Annotated in this window: 16 protein-coding genes; 4 read left to right on the top strand and 12 right to left on the bottom strand. The window is 58.6% G+C overall.

Annotated elements, in window-relative coordinates:
* The first annotated feature begins 33 nt into the window (after window positions 1-33).
* Entirely contained in the window at window positions 34-3,786 is a 3,753-nt protein-coding gene (locus tag AC13C0_RS07245) for a YhdP family phospholipid transporter (protein ID WP_341582389.1), read from the top strand.
* Window positions 3,787-3,801: 15 nt separating this feature from the next.
* The gene (locus tag AC13C0_RS07240; protein ID WP_482954201.1) at window positions 3,802-4,647 is read left to right on the top strand and encodes a carbon-nitrogen hydrolase family protein; all 846 of its coding nucleotides are present in this window, start codon (window positions 3,802-3,804) and stop codon (window positions 4,645-4,647) included.
* A 69-nt stretch (window positions 4,648-4,716) separates the two neighbouring features.
* On the opposite strand, the gene yjgA is transcribed toward AC13C0_RS07240, so the two are convergent.
* The 12 genes from yjgA to AC13C0_RS07180 all read right to left on the bottom strand — a co-directional run bounded on the left by yjgA (window position 4,717) and on the right by AC13C0_RS07180 (window position 14,096).
* The gene (gene yjgA, locus AC13C0_RS07235) at window positions 4,717-5,253 is read right to left on the bottom strand and encodes a ribosome biogenesis factor YjgA (protein WP_482954200.1); all 537 of its coding nucleotides are present in this window, start codon (window positions 5,251-5,253) and stop codon (window positions 4,717-4,719) included.
* A 62-nt stretch (window positions 5,254-5,315) separates the two neighbouring features.
* The gene (gene mgtE, locus AC13C0_RS07230) at window positions 5,316-6,677 is read right to left on the bottom strand and encodes a magnesium transporter (protein ID WP_341582386.1); all 1,362 of its coding nucleotides are present in this window, start codon (window positions 6,675-6,677) and stop codon (window positions 5,316-5,318) included.
* Window positions 6,678-6,821: 144 nt separating this feature from the next.
* Window positions 6,822-7,091, bottom strand: coding sequence for an HPr family phosphocarrier protein (locus tag AC13C0_RS07225; protein ID WP_117617778.1), 270 nt, complete (start codon window positions 7,089-7,091; stop codon window positions 6,822-6,824).
* Window positions 7,092-7,098: 7 nt separating this feature from the next.
* Window positions 7,099-7,983: an RNase adapter RapZ gene (gene rapZ / locus AC13C0_RS07220; RefSeq protein ID WP_117617777.1), complete on the bottom strand. Its 885-nt coding sequence runs from the start codon at window positions 7,981-7,983 to the stop codon at window positions 7,099-7,101.
* Between the two features lie 27 nt (window positions 7,984-8,010).
* Entirely contained in the window at window positions 8,011-8,481 is a 471-nt protein-coding gene (gene ptsN / locus AC13C0_RS07215) for a PTS IIA-like nitrogen regulatory protein PtsN (RefSeq protein ID WP_117617776.1), read from the bottom strand.
* 86 nt (window positions 8,482-8,567) lie between these two features.
* The gene (gene hpf / locus AC13C0_RS07210; protein ID WP_117617775.1) at window positions 8,568-8,876 is read right to left on the bottom strand and encodes a ribosome hibernation promoting factor; all 309 of its coding nucleotides are present in this window, start codon (window positions 8,874-8,876) and stop codon (window positions 8,568-8,570) included.
* A gap of 101 nt (window positions 8,877-8,977) precedes the next feature.
* On the bottom strand, window positions 8,978-10,498 hold the full coding sequence (locus AC13C0_RS07205) for an RNA polymerase factor sigma-54 (RefSeq protein WP_117620301.1): 1,521 nt from the start codon (window positions 10,496-10,498) through the stop codon (window positions 8,978-8,980).
* Window positions 10,499-10,710: 212 nt separating this feature from the next.
* Window positions 10,711-11,436: an LPS export ABC transporter ATP-binding protein gene (gene lptB, locus AC13C0_RS07200; protein WP_341582385.1), complete on the bottom strand. Its 726-nt coding sequence runs from the start codon at window positions 11,434-11,436 to the stop codon at window positions 10,711-10,713.
* The gene (lptA, locus tag AC13C0_RS07195) at window positions 11,414-11,980 is read right to left on the bottom strand and encodes a lipopolysaccharide transport periplasmic protein LptA (protein WP_482954199.1); all 567 of its coding nucleotides are present in this window, start codon (window positions 11,978-11,980) and stop codon (window positions 11,414-11,416) included. Before lptA ends, lptB begins: the two co-directional genes overlap by 23 nt.
* Complete coding sequence (gene lptC / locus AC13C0_RS07190) at window positions 11,964-12,557, bottom strand: LPS export ABC transporter periplasmic protein LptC (protein ID WP_341582383.1); 594 nt, start codon at window positions 12,555-12,557, stop codon at window positions 11,964-11,966. The genes lptA and lptC overlap by 17 nt, the downstream gene beginning before the upstream one ends.
* The gene (locus AC13C0_RS07185) at window positions 12,554-13,114 is read right to left on the bottom strand and encodes a KdsC family phosphatase (RefSeq protein ID WP_482954198.1); all 561 of its coding nucleotides are present in this window, start codon (window positions 13,112-13,114) and stop codon (window positions 12,554-12,556) included. Before AC13C0_RS07185 ends, lptC begins: the two co-directional genes overlap by 4 nt.
* A gap of 1 nt (window position 13,115) precedes the next feature.
* On the bottom strand, window positions 13,116-14,096 hold the full coding sequence (locus tag AC13C0_RS07180) for a KpsF/GutQ family sugar-phosphate isomerase (protein WP_482954197.1): 981 nt from the start codon (window positions 14,094-14,096) through the stop codon (window positions 13,116-13,118).
* A gap of 188 nt (window positions 14,097-14,284) precedes the next feature.
* Here AC13C0_RS07180 and AC13C0_RS07175 point away from each other — a divergent pair, with 188 nt between their 5' ends.
* Both AC13C0_RS07175 and mlaE read left to right on the top strand, forming a co-directional pair.
* The gene (locus AC13C0_RS07175; protein WP_482954196.1) at window positions 14,285-15,097 is read left to right on the top strand and encodes an ATP-binding cassette domain-containing protein; all 813 of its coding nucleotides are present in this window, start codon (window positions 14,285-14,287) and stop codon (window positions 15,095-15,097) included.
* Window positions 15,094-15,876 carry a lipid asymmetry maintenance ABC transporter permease subunit MlaE gene (gene mlaE / locus AC13C0_RS07170; RefSeq protein WP_117617768.1) on the top strand — a complete coding sequence of 261 codons (783 nt, stop codon included), beginning with the start codon at window positions 15,094-15,096 and terminating at the stop codon, window positions 15,874-15,876. Before AC13C0_RS07175 ends, mlaE begins: the two co-directional genes overlap by 4 nt.
* The last annotated feature ends 33 nt before the right edge of the window (window positions 15,877-15,909 follow it).

The following is a 15,909-nucleotide window of genomic DNA, read 5'->3' as shown; positions in this document are numbered from 1 at the left end:
GCAATCTGCCGGGTTGTGGAGTAAGGTGCCCGGATGTCCTCCACCGATCACCAGCCGCCGCTTCCGGAGAACCTGCCAGAGAGCCCTCCGGTTCGGCTGGTAGCACGCCTTGCCAGCCTGATCTGGTGGTTGCTGTTGGTCGTGCTGGTGCTATTTGCCCTCTATGCCGGCCTGGGGCGCCAGCTGACCCGGAATGTTGACAGCTTTCGTGACGATCTGGCTAGCGAACTTTCTGACCGACTGGGGCACAACGTCAGTATTGGCAGTCTTTCCTCCCGCTGGTACTGGCTTGATCCTTCCTTTTCCGCCCGTGATATCCGGATCAGTAATACTGAAACCGGTGTTGTTGTGGCGAACCTGCAGTACCTCAATATCCGGTTTGATGCCCTGGCCTCCCTGCTGCGATTGAAAATTGTCTTTGAGGACTTTGAGGCAGACGGCCTGGAACTGACAGTTAACCAGGAGCAGGGCGGCGATGTGGTTGTCCGGGGTGCCGAGATCCCGGAACCGGTCAGTCGCCAGATCCACGAGTGGCTGGAGCTTGCAGGCAACTGGCTGTCTGATCCCTATGTAAAGATCACCCGGGTAGATCTTGGTATCCGGGACAGTCAGGGCAATCGTCGCCATCTTTATATTCCCCAGCTGGATCTGGACTATCGCCGCGGACTGTTCCATGCCTCCGGCCGGGCCATGCAATCGGGCACTACCCAGCAACTCGCCAGCTTCGCCCTGGTGGGGCAGCACTTCTTCCGGGGAGATTTCACGGGCCAGCTCTATCTCGATGTGGACTCCGGCCGGCTATTTGACGGCCTGATCGACGAATACCAGTGGCAAACACTTCGGGTGGAAGGGTTTGATCTCGGGGGTGAGGCCTGGCTGACGTTCCGGAACGGTCTGCTGCAGCAGGTGACGGGCAGGGTCCGGACGCCGTACCTGCAACTGGGTGTGGGGCATGAGTCACTTGCGCCTCTGGAAGACATTCGCGCGCGATTTGGCTGGCGTCGTCGCCATAGCGTTATGACCGATGAGAAACTGAGCGGGTCCGACTCCTTCGCCCTGGGGGAATGGCATATCAAACAGCTCCAGTGGACCTGGAGTGGTGACGTGGTTTCCCCGTTCAATCTGCGCCTGGCGCCTTCGGAAGGCGGTATGTCGGTGATCGCCGATGCGCTGCCGCTTGCGCCCACCCGCCGCCTTGCCGCGAGACTTCCGATCCTGCCGGAATGGGCGCTGAGGGCTCTGCGCAATTATCGCCCTGGCGGATTCCTTGACCAGCTTGAAGTGTACCTGCCTGACCAGTCTCCAGAGAAATTCGAGCTTTCGGGCCAGCTCCGGGATGCCAGTGCCCGGGCCTACGGCGGGGCACCCGGGGTCACGTCCGTTAACGGTTCTATCTTTCTGGACAGACATAACGGCTATGTTCAGGTTGCAGCCGGGGAGACACCCGTAAGCCTCGAGTTTCCTGAATTGTATGGCAGCGCCTGGTCATTCCCGGTGTTTGAGGGCCAGGTCGCCTGGCAACTGGATGGCCCCATCACCCGGGTATTCTCCGATAGTGTCCGTATGGTCTACAACGAGAGCACGGAAATCGAGGGCGCGTTTGACCTGAAGCTGGACCGCGAGGGCGAGGACAACCTTGGTCTCAGGGTGTCGCTGAAAAACGGCACCGCCGAAATGCTGGCCAATTTTGTTCCGGTCAAAGCGGTCGGCCACGGATTGTACGACTGGCTGACAACCGCCATCCTCGAAGCGGATATCACCTCCGGAACCTACTACGGTCATGGCCAGATAGGCTCTGATGCTCCGCAGGGCTCCTTCGTTTCCTCTATGGTTTACCAGTTCGATCAGGCCACCGTTCGCTATGACGAAAACTGGCCGGAGGTTCGCTCTGCCCGGGGCCTGGTGGAGGTTCACAACGGCAACACGCTGGTCAGGCTCGAAGCTGGTGAGACCGGGGGGCTGAACCTGAATCCGAGTTCAGTCAGGGTCATTCCCGGGGAAAATGCCCGGGTCAGGGTGGATACGTCGGCAAGGGTACCCGGAGAGTCGGTGGGTTACTGGATGGACAACAGCCCACTGGGGGAAATGGCCGGAAGCGAAGCCCGCAAATTGCAGTACGGTGGCCAGTACCAGCTCGCCCTCGGTATTGATCTGCCGCTTGGTTCGGGGCAACCCCCCGTGGTTGAGGCCAACATTGCTGTTGATGACGGTTCGGTTGCTTACCCCGCCGCCAGTCTGGCCTGGGAGGGTGTCCGGGGCGAACTGACCTACCACAGCGAAGACGGGTTTTCCGGCGGCCCACTGGCGGCGAAATTCTTCGGTGAACCGGTCACCATAGAGTTCAGTCGCGCCCGGTCAGGGGACGCTCTCAGTATTCGCCAATCCGGAGAACTTCCGGTGCCGGGTGTTTTTGCCCGCGCGGGGCTTTCGGCGAACGCCGGTTTCGGCCTCCAGGGAAGGGTGTCCTACATCGCCGAACTGGATGTGGGGGCGGATTCGACTTCCGGCATCCGGGTGCGCTCCAGCCTCGAAGACCTGGCCGTCGACTGGCCGGAGCCGTTGTCAAAGCCCGCTGGCGACGTGGCGCCCCTCAGAGCGGTCATTAAACCCTCGGCTGCTGGAGGCCTGGGCGTCACCGGAGAATGGGAAAACCGGCTGGCATTCGATCTGTTGTGGAAGGATACCGGATTTGACCTTCGCCTGGACCATCTCTATCTCGGGAACCAGGTGCTGACCGATATTGACATCAATGCCCTGGATCTCGGCGACCGCTGGGTTGTCACAACCACCTCAAAGCGCGCGAAGGGGCAGGTGCTGATCCCGGACAATGGCGATACGATAATGGTGGATTTTGAGGTACTGCAGCTAATGCGCGGTGAAGGAGTTGCGAAGGAGTCCGCGGATTTGCTCACCCTGAAGAAACAGCTCGAAGCGTTCCGGGCCCTGGATATGGGCAACTGGCCAGACATTGACGTAACTATCGCCGATCTCCAACTGAACACTGATTCATTGGGTGGCTGGGCCTTCCGGCTTCGTCCCGAGCCCTACCGGCTCAACGTCAATGACATAGAGGGGCGGTTAAACTCCCTGACGCTGACGGGTAACATGACCTGGAGCATCGTTGGCGAGCAGGAGACAAGCCGGTTTTGGGGATCCATTACCGGTGGTGCTCTGGCAGACCTGAATAACCTGTTCGACACCGACATGCCGGTTACCAACGAGGCCACCAACATTCAACTGGATTTGGACTGGCCCGGTCGTCCGGATGAATTCTCGATAGCGGAGCTCAATGGCTCGGTCAGTCTGAGACTGGATAAGGGCGTGATTCTTGAGCGTAACAATAGCGCCCAGTTGTTCCGCGTTTTCAATCTTCTGAACTCGGACACGCTGTGGCGGCGGCTCAAGCTCGATTTTTCCGATCTGTACGAGCGAGGCGTGGCATTCGATGCAATTTCTGGCAAGGCTCAGATCATCAACGGCTTGCTGACGATGGATCCCGAACTTCAGGTGGTGGGCCCCTCCGGTGCCTTCAAACTCAGTGGAACCACCAATATGGCCAGTGAGCAGCTAAATATGCGGTTGGTGGTTGTGTTGCCCCTGACCCAGAATCTGCCCCTGGCGGCACTGCTGATGGGAGCCGGTGCACCCATTGGTGGTGCCCTGTTTGTGCTGGACAAGATTCTGGGCGATCCTCTGAGCAAGCTCACCAGTGCAACCTACAGTGTTACAGGCACATGGGATGAGCCGAAAGTGAATTTGCAGCGGGTATTCGACACCGGTCAATAAGAACAGGAGACTGTTATGAGCAAGCATGTTTCCAGTCAGGTCGCGGCCATTCAGATGGTAAGCAGCCATGATATCCGGGCCAACCTGGCCGAAGCGGAGCGACTGCTGGCGGAGGCCGCAGGACAGGGGGCCGGGGTTGCGGTGCTGCCGGAAAATTTTGCGGTCTTGGCAACCAGCCAGATGGTTGATTGTGGCCGCAAGGAAGCCGGCCCTGAACCGGTGATACGGGCCTTTCTGGCGGAACAGGCCCGAAAGCTCGGGATCTGGATTGTTGGCGGCTCGATGCCGCTGGCGCAACGCCCGGATGGTTCAGATATCGAGGCCCGGGTCCGTGCAACCTGCCTGGTGTTTGATGACCAGGGAACGGAGGTTGCCCGTTATGACAAGATCCACCTGTTCGATGCCATGGTTGAAGACGCCCATGGCCAGTATCGTGAGTCCGACACCTTTGAGCCGGGGGAGCAGGTCGTTACCGTGGACACGCCGGCGGGAAGGCTGGGCCTCGCCATCTGCTACGACCTCCGCTTCCCGGAGCTGTTCAGGGCACTGAGAGAGCAGGAGGCCGACTGGGTATGCCTGCCGAGTGCATTCACCTGGCAAACCGGCGATGCCCACTGGCACCCATTGATCAGGGCACGGGCCATCGAAAACCAGGTCTGGGTGGTGGCCGCCGGGCAGGGTGGTCAGAACAGTGAGCGGCGCCAGACCTACGGCCACAGCCTGATCTGCGATCCCTGGGGCCGGGTAGTGACTGAAATGGGCGAGGGTCCGGGTGTGGTCGCCGCGGAGCTCGACCCGGAGCAGATTACCAACCTCCGTACCCGAATGCCGGTATGGGAGCACCGGCGCCTTAAAGGCTGAAAATGGGGTCAGATGAAAATGGGGTCAGATGAACTTTTCATCTGACCCCATTTTCATCTGACCCCATTTTCACACAGCTTCAGCGTCGTCGATGCACTCCCGAAGATAACGGAACAGTTTCCTGGCCTGCCCGGTGTTTTTCTGTTTTTCGACATCCTTTCGGGCATTCCGGGCCAGGTTGCGCAGGTGTTGCATGTCCGCCCCCGGGCAGTAGCTGAAGAATTCCCCCACCACCGAATCGCCCCCGGCAATCATCCGGTCGCGCCAGCGTTCGGCCAGGTGGTGTCTGCGGGTGTGTTCCTCACTGCCGGCGTCAAAGGCGTCGATGGCTTTTTTCAGGGCTTCGGGGTCGTCTTCCTGGCGGATGATCTTGCCGATGTACTGGAGGTGCCGTCGCTTGGCCTCATTCTGGCGAATGCGTCGGGATTCCTCGATGGCAGCCCTCAGGCTATCGCTGATCGGCAGGGTTTCCAGCTTATCGTTGGTCAGGTCGAGCATCCGCTTGCCCAGGTCCTGCAGCGCATGCATTTCCCGTTTGAGCTGGGACTTGCTGGGGCCGTCGTATTCCGGCGCGTCGTTGTCGTGGTTGTCGTGGTTGTCTTTCATAAATCCAGTAGCCATAAAGTCGGGGTCAGATGAAAGCTTTCATCTGACCCCATGTTCGCCTATCAGGCGTAGAAAATGGTCGCCAGGCCAAGAAAGGCCATGAATCCAACCACATCCGTCACGGTTGTCAGTATCACGCTACCAGCCAGGGCCGGATCGATGTTGCGGGACTTGAGAAACAGCGGCAGCACCGTGCCCACCAGTGCCGCTGCAACAAGATTGATCACCAGGGCGGCAGCAATGATAGCTCCAATCAGCACCTCCTGGAACCAGAGCATGGCAGCACCTGCGACCACCGCCGCCCAGAGCAGCCCGTTAATTATGCCGGAGAGAAACTCCCGGTTCAGCAGCCAGCCAACGTTGGCGCCGCTGATCTGCCCGACGGCCATGCCCCGGATGACCAGGGTCAGGGTCTGGCTGCCGGCAATGCCGCCCATGCTGGCAACGATCGGCATCAGTACCGCAAGCGCCACCACCTTGGCGATGGTGTCCTCAAACAGACCGATCACTGCGGATGCCGTAAGCGCGGTAATCAGGTTAATCCCGAGCCATACCGCCCGGCGGCGCGTGGTTTTCCAGACCGGAGCAAAGGTATCTTCGTCTTCATCCAGGCCGGCCATGCTCATCAGCGAGTGATCCGCATCCTCACGGATAACGTCAACCACGTCATCGATGGTGATCCGGCCCAGCAACCGGCCCTCGTCGTTCACCACCGGCGCCGAGATCAGATCATAGCGCTCGAACAGTGTCGCGACCTTGGTGTCGGAGAGGCTGACGGGAATTGGCTCGATGTCGGTGTCCATGACTTCCCGCACGGTCGCGGCAGGGTTGGACACCAGCATCTTGGTGATCGGCAGCATGCCGATGAATTCATCGCGCCGGCTGACCACAATCAGGCTATCGGTCATTGGTGGCAAGGTACGGTGCCGGCGAAGGTAACGAAGAACAACGTCAATGCTGATGTCCGGGCGCACCGTGATGGTGTCCGTGTTCATCAGGCCGCCAGCGGTGTCCTCCGGGTAGGAAAGGACCTCTTCCACACGTTGGCGGTCCTGTTCGTCCATGGTGTCCAGAACTTCCTGGATCACCGTGTCCGGCAGTTGCTGCAGCAAGTCGGCCAGATCGTCCGACTCGAAATCCTCGATAATGTCCGCCAGTTCCTGGGCGTTCAGCTGGCTCAGGAAATAACCGCGAATATCGTCGCTCAGGTACTGGAGGACTTCCCCTTCCAGCTGCTTGTCGACCAGGTTCCACAACAGGGCACGCTGCCGGGGCGGCGAAGATTCCAGCAGGTGAGCAATGTCGCTGGGACTCAGGCCACCGTTCAGGATGCGTGCAACCTGCTTCAGTGCGCCGCTGTCCAGGGCTTCACTCAGGGAGCGAAGGCGCTGGCGGGCCTGGCTTTTTTCCAGAATATCGGTCATGAATCACCCAGCATCAGAAAACGCCTTTATTATAGCGGAGTTAGCCGTTATCGGTGAGTGCGAGTTGCAGGAGATCAAACCGGGGTCAGATGAAAACGGGGTCAGATGAACTTTCATCTGACCCCGTTTTCATCTGACCCCGTTTTAACCGCCCTCGCCAAAATAATCGTTGATGAGTTCGACCAGCGCATCAATGGCCTGCTCCTCGTCGGGTCCTTCAGCAATGAGCTCAACATCCGTACCTTTGCTGGCGGCCAGCATCATCACCTGCATGATGTTTTTGGCGTCCACATCCCGGCCCTTGCCAGCAATTCTCACGCTGCTGTCGAATTCGGAGGCTGTGGCAACCAGCTTGGCGGTGGCACGTGCGTGCAACCCCAGTTTGTTGATAATGGTAATCGGGCGGCGAATCATGGGCTGATCAGATCTCTTCCCGTGTCTGCAAATGTGGCAGCTCGGTGTGGCGCACCTGGACATTGTTGTAGCGCTGCCGGAAGTACTCGCCCAGCTGCTCGCACACATACACAGAGCGGTGCTGGCCTCCGGTACAGCCGATGGAGATGGTCATGTAGCTGCGGTTGCTGTCCGCGAAGGAGGGTAACCAGGTGTCCAGGAAAGCCTTGAGATCATCGATCATCTTTCGGCTCGCCGGTTCCTTTTCAAGAAATTCGATCACCGGCTGATCGGTGCCCACATACTTCCGAAGGCTGGTATCCCAGTAAGGGTTAGGCAGACATCGAACGTCGAAGACATAGTCCGAATCCAGCGGTACACCGTGCTTGAAGCCAAACGACTGGAACAGCAGGGCCAGTTCCTGCTCCTTCCTGCCGACAACCCGCTGCTTCACCATATCCCGGAGTTCGTACATGGACATGCCGGTGGTGTTCACATACAGGTCGGAGAGCTTGGACAGCGGTTCAAGAAGCTTCTTTTCACTGGTGATGGCTTCCCGCAGCGAGGTCTTGTCATCGCTCAGGGGGTGCTTTCGGCGAGTCGCATGAAAACGCTGCAGCAGGGACTGTTCGTCGGCATCCAGGAAGATGATCTCAACGGTCACCCCTGTTTCCTGGAGGCGGCGGTAGATCTCTTCGAAGTTGGCCAGTTCTCCGGAAAGGTTACGGGCGTCAATGCTCACGGCCATCTTGCCGAGGCGGCCCGGTTTTGTCTGGCTGGCGGCTTCCCGGGTAAGGGGGAAAAGCAGGCCGATCGGGAGGTTGTCTATGCAATAGAAGCCCAGGTCTTCCAGAACATGAAGTGCGGTACTCTTGCCCGATCCGGACCTGCCACTGACGATAATCAGCTTCATGACCACGTACCTCCACTGCAATGAATGTCATCCGCTTGAGGCGGTCATGCGCTCGTACAGGGTGCTGGCGTCCTCGCATTGCCGCAGGCGATCACAGAACGACCGCTCATTGAATTTTTCCGCCAGCTGGCTGAGCAGTTCCAGGTGTTCGCTGGTGGCCTCCTTGGGCACGACCAGGGCGAAGATCAGATCTACCGGCTGATTGTCGATGGCGTCAAACTCGACGCTTTCTTCCAGCGTCATCAGTACGCCCACCACATGATCCAGGCCTTCCAGGCGGCAGTGTGGGATGGCAATTCCCTGGCCAATACCGGTGCTACCCAGACGCTCCCGTGAGATCAGGTTATTGAATATCTGGGTTTCGCTGAGCGTATTGTCCTGGAGGTTTATCTGCTCGGCAATAAACTCCAGAGCCCGCTTCTTGCTGGATGCCGACACCCGACAGAGGGTGAGCTCCGGTGCAAGTATGTTGTCTATGGTCAGGGATGTGTCGCTCATGGATCGACTGCATTTCCGTTAAAAAAAGGCTGCGACACGTCAGCCGTGTCGCAGCTCGATTGGATGACTTGCATGAAAACAGCCAGTTAGCGAGAGCCGTTTCCGTGCATCCGGTCTACATTCTTTTCCTTGTGTTTGAGAATCTGGCGGTCCAGCTTGTCGATCAGGACATCGATGGCTGCGTACATATCCTCATTTTCTGCCTTTGCGTGAATCTCACCACCAACCACGTGCAGCGTGGCTTCCGCAATCTGGCGCACCTTCTCCACTTCCAGGGTTACCTGGCAGTTGCTGATGTGGTCAAAGTGACGCTCGAGCTTCTGGAACTTCTCTGAAACATAATCCTTCAGTGCGGGAGTCAGTTCTACGTGATGGCCTGAAATATTGAGTTGCATAGGCGTCTCCTGTTGTCATCGTTCCGGCTCCCGGGAGCCGGTCTGGGTGCTGGCGCATTGTGCGCCGGCGAATAGTACGTTGCGCCCGGACCCCGGGGTGTTCAGACCAGCCGCTTGCGTTCGTTCGAAGGCGGAATGTGCATGGCCTCCCGGTACTTGGCAACGGTGCGTCGCGCAACCTTGATTCCCTGTTCTCCTAGCATGGCTGCAATTTTACTGTCGCTCAATGGCTTTTTGGGCGTTTCCGCGGCAATCAGCTTTTTGATCATCGCGCGGATCGCCGTGGAAGAACATTCACCGCCTTCGTCAGTGCTGACATGGCTGGAGAAGAAATATTTCAGCTCGAAAATTCCCCGGGGGGTGTGCATGTATTTCTGGGTGGTGACCCGGGAAATCGTGGACTCATGCATCTCAACCGCCTGGGCGATATCAGAGAGGATCAGCGGTTTCATGGCTTCTTCACCCTGATCCAGGAATCCTTGCTGGTGCTCGACAATACGGGTCGCCACTTTCAGCAGGGTTTCATTGCGGCTCTGCAGGCTCTTGATAAACCATTTCGCCTCCTGCAACTGATCCCGCAGGTAAGTGTTGTCGGCACTGCTGTCCGCACGCCTTATAAGAGAAGCATAGCTGGCATTGACGCGGATGCGCGGGGCAATTTCCGGATTCAGTTCAACGCGCCAGCGGCCGTTGTGCTTGCGAACGATCACATCCGGAATTACGTAGTCAGGTTCGGTGCGGTCAATCACGTCACCGGGGCGGGGATTCAGACCGGTAATCAGGGCCAGTACATCCCGCAGCTGGTCTTCTTTCAGGCGGCTGCGGCGTAGCAGTTGGGCATAGTCGCGGTTGCCGAGCAGATTGATGTAATGGGTGATGACCAGGCGAGCCTGGGCCAGCCAGGGCGTTTCCGGCGGCAGCTGGTTGAGCTGGATCAGCAGGCATTCCTGCAGGTCCCGGGCGAACACGCCGGGAGGATCAAAATGCTGCAGCCGGTGAAGGACCGCCTCGACTTCATCCAGCTCAAGGGGGTCTTCTTCGTTTTCATCCAGCAACCCGGCATGAATCTCTTCCAGCGGACTGGTCAGATAACCGCGTTCATCCACTGCGTCCATCAAAGCGTGGGCAATGGCCTGGTCCCGTTCGCTCATCGGGGTCAGGTTCAGTTGCCATTCCAGGTGATCCTGAAGCGTGTCAGTGGGGGAGTTGCGGGTCTCGAAATCGTGATCGTTTTCGTCATCGTTACGGGCGGCCGATGCCGGTGCGGACTGGTAGATATCGTCCCAGGCGGTGTCGACCGGGAGATCGTCCGGGATATTATCCGGGATTTCGTTTTCCGAGGACCAGTCCGGACCGTTTTCGGTTTCATCCCAGTCGGGTGAAGGTTCGGGAACTGTCTCAGCGGCGGACTCGGTGGCATTGGCCTCCCGTTCGTCATTCCCGGTGTCGGTCTCCGGCTGATCCTCATCCTCGGACGTCTCCAGCATGGGGTTGGATTCCAGGGCCTGCTGGACTTCCTGCTGAAGGTCGAGAGTGGAAAGCTGTAGAAGCCGGATCGCCTGTTGCAGCTGGGGTGTCATGGTCAGGCTCTGACCCAGCTTTAACTGTAAGGAGGCTTTCATTACCATGGTTCAGGATCCGTCACTCATCAGCGCTTGGTGTCGTAGGTAGTGAAAAATTCTTTATATGTCGGTTACTTGCCTTGGCTCTGTATTACCCTAGCAAGTTCTTTGCCGAGTTTACTTGCTACAGATCATCAAAACAATCCGGGGGTCAGATGAAATTGGGGTCAGATGAACTTTTCATCTGACCCCAATTTCATCTGACCCCAATTTCACAGTCGGAACTCATTGCCCAGATACACTTCCTTCACCTGCTGGTTGGCCAGAATGGCCTCGGCATTACCGGAGGCGATGATGTGGCCACCGGAAACGATGTAGGCATTCTCACAGATGTCCAGGGTCTCACGCACGTTGTGGTCGGTAATCAACACACCAATGCCCTTGTCCCGAAGATGCCGGATGATGTGTTTGATATCGCTCACGGAAATGGGGTCGACACCGGCGAACGGCTCATCCAGGAGGATAAAGGCCGGCTCCATCGCCAGGGCCCTGGCAATTTCCACACGCCGGCGCTCGCCGCCGGACAGGGCCATGCCCATGCTGTCACGAATGTGGGTAATGTGGAATTCTTCGAGCAATTCTTCCACCTTCTTTTCCCGCTCCGCCTTACCCAGACCCTTGCGGGTTTCCAGAATGGCCATGATGTTGTCGCGCACCGACAGTTTGCGGAATACCGAGGCTTCCTGGGGCAGGTAACCGATGCCCTGACGCGCCCGGCCGTGCATGGGCAGATGAGTGATGTCGCGGCTGTCGATGGTGATCCGGCCGCGGTCGGCGGGAACCAGCCCCACAATCATGTAAAAGCAGGTGGTTTTACCGGCGCCATTGGGGCCCAGCAGACCAACAATTTCCCCGCTGCGGATTTCCAGGGAAACGTCGATCACCACTTTTTTCTGTTTATAACTCTTTGCCAGATTACTGGCTCTCAGAACTGCCATCGGATTCCTGTCTGTCAGTACGTCTGTCAGTGCTGCGTGGCTGAATCACCATTTCTACCCGGCCGGATCCTTCACCGGTATCGGCGCCGCCTTGGGCAGTTACGACCCGGCGGACGGTATCATAATGGATGACATCGCCCCGGAACAGGTTGCCATTCTGTTCGATGACCGCTTGCCGTTCAAAGATCAGACGCTGGTCAGTGGCCGACCAGGTAATATTCAGCGCCCTGGCGTCGGTTTCACCTTCGCCCTCACGGGTTGGCTGGCGGTAACGGGCCGGGCTTCCGAAGGCTTCAATCCGGTTCAGGCCGTTTTCGTCGCGGTACAGAACCACACGCTCCGCGCTCAGATGGGTCTCGCCCTGTTCCAGCTCTACATCGCCGGTGTAGGTGGCGATACCCTGGCCGTCGTCGAGGCGGGCGTTGTCTGCGGTTACCTTGATAGGAATGTCAGAACCAAGGTCGAAAGCTGCTGCCGGCCCCGCCATGGCGATGGTCAGCAGGGCAGCCATCAGGCCCCGGTATCGGTTAGTTTCCGGTTTCATAGAGTCCTTCCACCTGAGAGTTCAGTTCCAGAATCCGCTCGCCGATCCACGCTTTCATACCTGTGGCACGGGTGGTTCCTGTCACGTCGCGTATTTCTACGGGTGCATCTGTGTATGCCATGCCCCGGTCGTTGTCCAGGGTCAGGGTTGGCGTTGTCAGGGTGGTGTCCCGACCACCCACATTTCGGAGTACCCGGACATTGCCGGTCAGGTAAAGCAGGTTTTCATTTTGCAGGAGGCTGCCATTCTCGGCTTCCACAATCCAGGGCAGAGTGTCGGCATCGCCGGTGCCGCTGTAGAGTTTGGCCCTCGGCGATTCCATGGTGGCCAGGTTGCCCTCCTCGAACTGCTCTATCCGCGGGCTGGTAAAACTGACCTTGGGGTTGCCGGCTTCATCGAACGCGGTGTACTTGCCATTGACCACGAATCCGTCGGGTTCGGTATCGCCTCTCAGATCGGCGGCCTGCCTGTCGATAGCCGGAGGCTCATCACTTCGCCACAGCAAAAACACCGCCGCGACAATGGTACCCGCCAGTGCCAGCGTTTGCAGCCGGGGCCGGTCCGGGAGCCAGTTCACGTGCCAGCCTCCTGATCAGGCCCCAGGTAGGGGGCCAGCGCTGCGTCCAGCTTTCCGTGGGCGCTAAGCAGCAGGTCGCAAGCCTCCCTCACGGCGCCGTTTCCTCCCTGGGCCCTGGTACAGTAATCCGCATGCTGCCGGACCAGCCAGTATCCGTTGGGCACTGTGATTCCAAGGCCTGCAAACGTCAGGGCTGGCAAGTCTGGCAGATCGTCGCCCATGTAGGCGATCGCTTCCGGGCGGATGTTCATGGTACTCACCAGTTCCTGCAGGGCTGCTTTCTTGTCCTCTCGCCCCTGCATCAGGTGCGGGATACCGAGGTCCCGCATGCGTTTTTCCGTCAGTGGCGACTTACGCCCGGTGATGACAGCGACAGTTATGCCCGCAGCCATCAACTGTTTCAGGCCCAGGCCGTCGAGAATGTTGAACGCCTTGAGCTCATCGCCGGTGGCGCTGAAGTAGAGCTTGCCGTCGCTCATGATGCCGTCGACATCAAGGGCAATCAGGCGGATCTGCGCCGCTTTCGCCAGCAGGGATTCGGGCCATTCATTCTGCATATCAGATAACCCCGGCCCGCAGCAGGTCGTGCATGTTAATGGCGCCGATCAGGGCGCCGCTCTCATCGGTAACCGGCAGGGCGTTGATCTTCATTTCTTCCATCACGTTCAATGCTTCTGCCGCGAGATGATCGGCCTGGATGGTTTTTCCATGCCGGGTCATCACCTCATGGATGGGCGTATTGTGGATGTCTACTGAGCGGTCCAGAGTCCGGCGAAGGTCGCCGTCCGTAAATATTCCTGCAAGCGCGCCCTGTTCATCAACGACAGTGGTCATGCCGAGGCCCTTGCGGGAGATTTCCAGCAGGGCACCGCTGAGGGGCGTGCTTTCGCTGACAACCGGAATGCGATCACCGGTATGCATGATGTCAGAGACCCGCAGCAATAGCCGCCGGCCCAGGCTTCCGCCCGGATGGGAAAAGGCAAAATCTTCGGCGCTGAAACCTCTGGCCTCAAGCAGGGCGACCGCGAGAGCATCGCCCATCACCAGGGTTGCGGTGGTGGATGACGTGGGTGCCAGGCCCAGGGGGCAGGCTTCTACCTGTACGCTGACATCCAGATTGGCTATGGCTTCCCGTGCCAGGGTGGAATTCGCATTGCCGGTCATACTGATCAACGGGGCGCCCATCCGTTTGATCAGTGGCAGAATGGTGACCACCTCGCTGGTGTTGCCACTGTTGGAAATGGCGATAACCACGTCTTGAGAGGTAATCATACCCATGTCGCCGTGGCTTGCCTCGCCCGGATGAACGAAGAACGAGGGCGTGCCGGTGCTGGCCAGGGTTGCGGCGATCTTGTTCCCGATGTGGCCGGACTTGCCCATGCCGGTAACCACCACGCGGCCCGTGCACTTCATAATAACTTCACAGGCCCGGGTAAAATGATCGTCGATACGGCTCTCAAGAGCGTTGATGGCGTCTCGCTCGATGCGGATGGCACGCAGGGCGGGCGTTCGGAAATCGGTCGGAGTCTGTTCGTTCATCGGGCTTGGGGCCTGGCTGTTAAGACATTGGAAATGGTCGGAGGAGTATATCATTTTCGCCCGGCAACGATGCCCGGTTACCGAAAGTTCAGTCAAACTGATCATTGCTATCAGTACATTTTGGGTTCTTTGGATTGAGCTTAGGCGCTCCTTGGCATAATGTAGCCCCTCTTTGAAAGGTAAGGACTATGGATTCATCGGCTTACATATCGCTCAGGGACGTTGTCTTTTCCCGCTCCGGGCGCCGGATTTTCGACGGTGTCAGCCTGGATATTCCCCGGGGCAGGATTACCGCCATCATGGGCCCCAGCGGCACTGGTAAAACCACACTCCTGCGCCTGATCGGCGGTCAACTCCGGCCCGATTCCGGCAGTGTGGTGGTAGATGGCCACGAGGTGCCCAGGCTCAAGCGCAAGGCCCTCTACGCATTCCGGGAAAAAATGGGGATGTTGTTCCAGAGCGGTGCCCTGTTCACCGATCTGAGCGTATTCGAGAACGTTGCCTTTCCCCTGCGCGTGCACACCAGCCTTCCGGAAGACATGATCCGGGATATCGTGCTGATGAAGCTGGAAGCGGTCGGGCTGCGTGGTGCCAGGCATCTGATGCCCTCGGAACTGTCCGGAGGCATGACCCGACGGGTCGCCCTGGCGAGAAGCATTGCGCTGGATCCGGAACTGATCATGTACGACGAGCCTTTTGCCGGCCAGGATCCTATCGCCATGGGCGTTCTGGTCAAACTGATCCGGGATCTGAACAGTTCCATGGGGCTGACCAGTGTGCTGGTTTCCCACGATGTGCCGGAATCCCTGAGCATCTGCCATTACGCCTGTATCATCGCCGATGGCAAGGTCATCGGCGAAGGCTCGCCGGAGCAGCTTCGCGAACACCCTTCCGATCAGGTCCAGCAGTTTCTTCAGGGGCAGCCAGACGGGCCGGTTCCTTTCCATTATCCGGCAGAGGGTGCCGCCAGGGATTTCGGACTTTCCGGGGGTGTGTCTTGATCGAAAGAATTGCCGCATTCGGGCGCCTTGGCCTGGATACTGTCTCGTCGTTTGGTCGTTCAGGCCGCTTCCTTGCGGGTGTGCTGGGGGGCGTGCCAAGGCCGGCAACCGGTTTTCCGCTGTTGATGAAACAGCTGTACGCGGTTGGTGTCCTGTCGCTGCCGATTATTGTGGTCTCTGGCCTTTTCATCGGTATGGTGCTGGCGCTTCAGGGTTACACCATTCTCAGTGATTACGGCTCCGAAGCCGCCATCGGCCAGATGATTGCCCTGACCCTGGTGCGTGAACTGGGCCCCGTGGTGACTGCCCTGCTGTTCGCGGGCCGCGCCGGCTCCGCCCTGACGGCGGAAATCGGCTTGATGAAGGCCACTGAACAGTTGTCCAGCATGGAAATGATGGGGGTCGATCCGCTGCGCCGTGTGGTGGCGCCCCGGTTGTGGGCCGGCTTTATTGCCATGCCGGTGCTTGCCGCCATTTTCTCTGTTATCGGTATCTGGGGCGGCATGCTGGTGGGCGTAGACTGGCTGGGCGTGTTTGAGGGCTCATTCTGGGGCAACATGCAGTCGTCGGTGGATTTCGTTGACGACGTGCTGAATGGCATGATTAAAAGTGTCGTATTCGGCTTTGTCTGCACCTGGATCGCTGTTTACCAGGGCTACGACTGTGTGCCGACATCGGCAGGCATCAGCTCCGCGACGACCAAGACTGTGGTGTACTCGTCTCTGGCTGTGCTGGGGCTGGATTTTGTACTGACCGCTGTCATGTTTGGCGATTTCTGAACCATCGATTAACGAGACATTACCGGAGCCGGA

It is taken from the genome of Marinobacter sp. B-21 (assembly GCF_056857895.1).
This window is presented reverse-complemented; position numbering and strand designations above follow the sequence as displayed.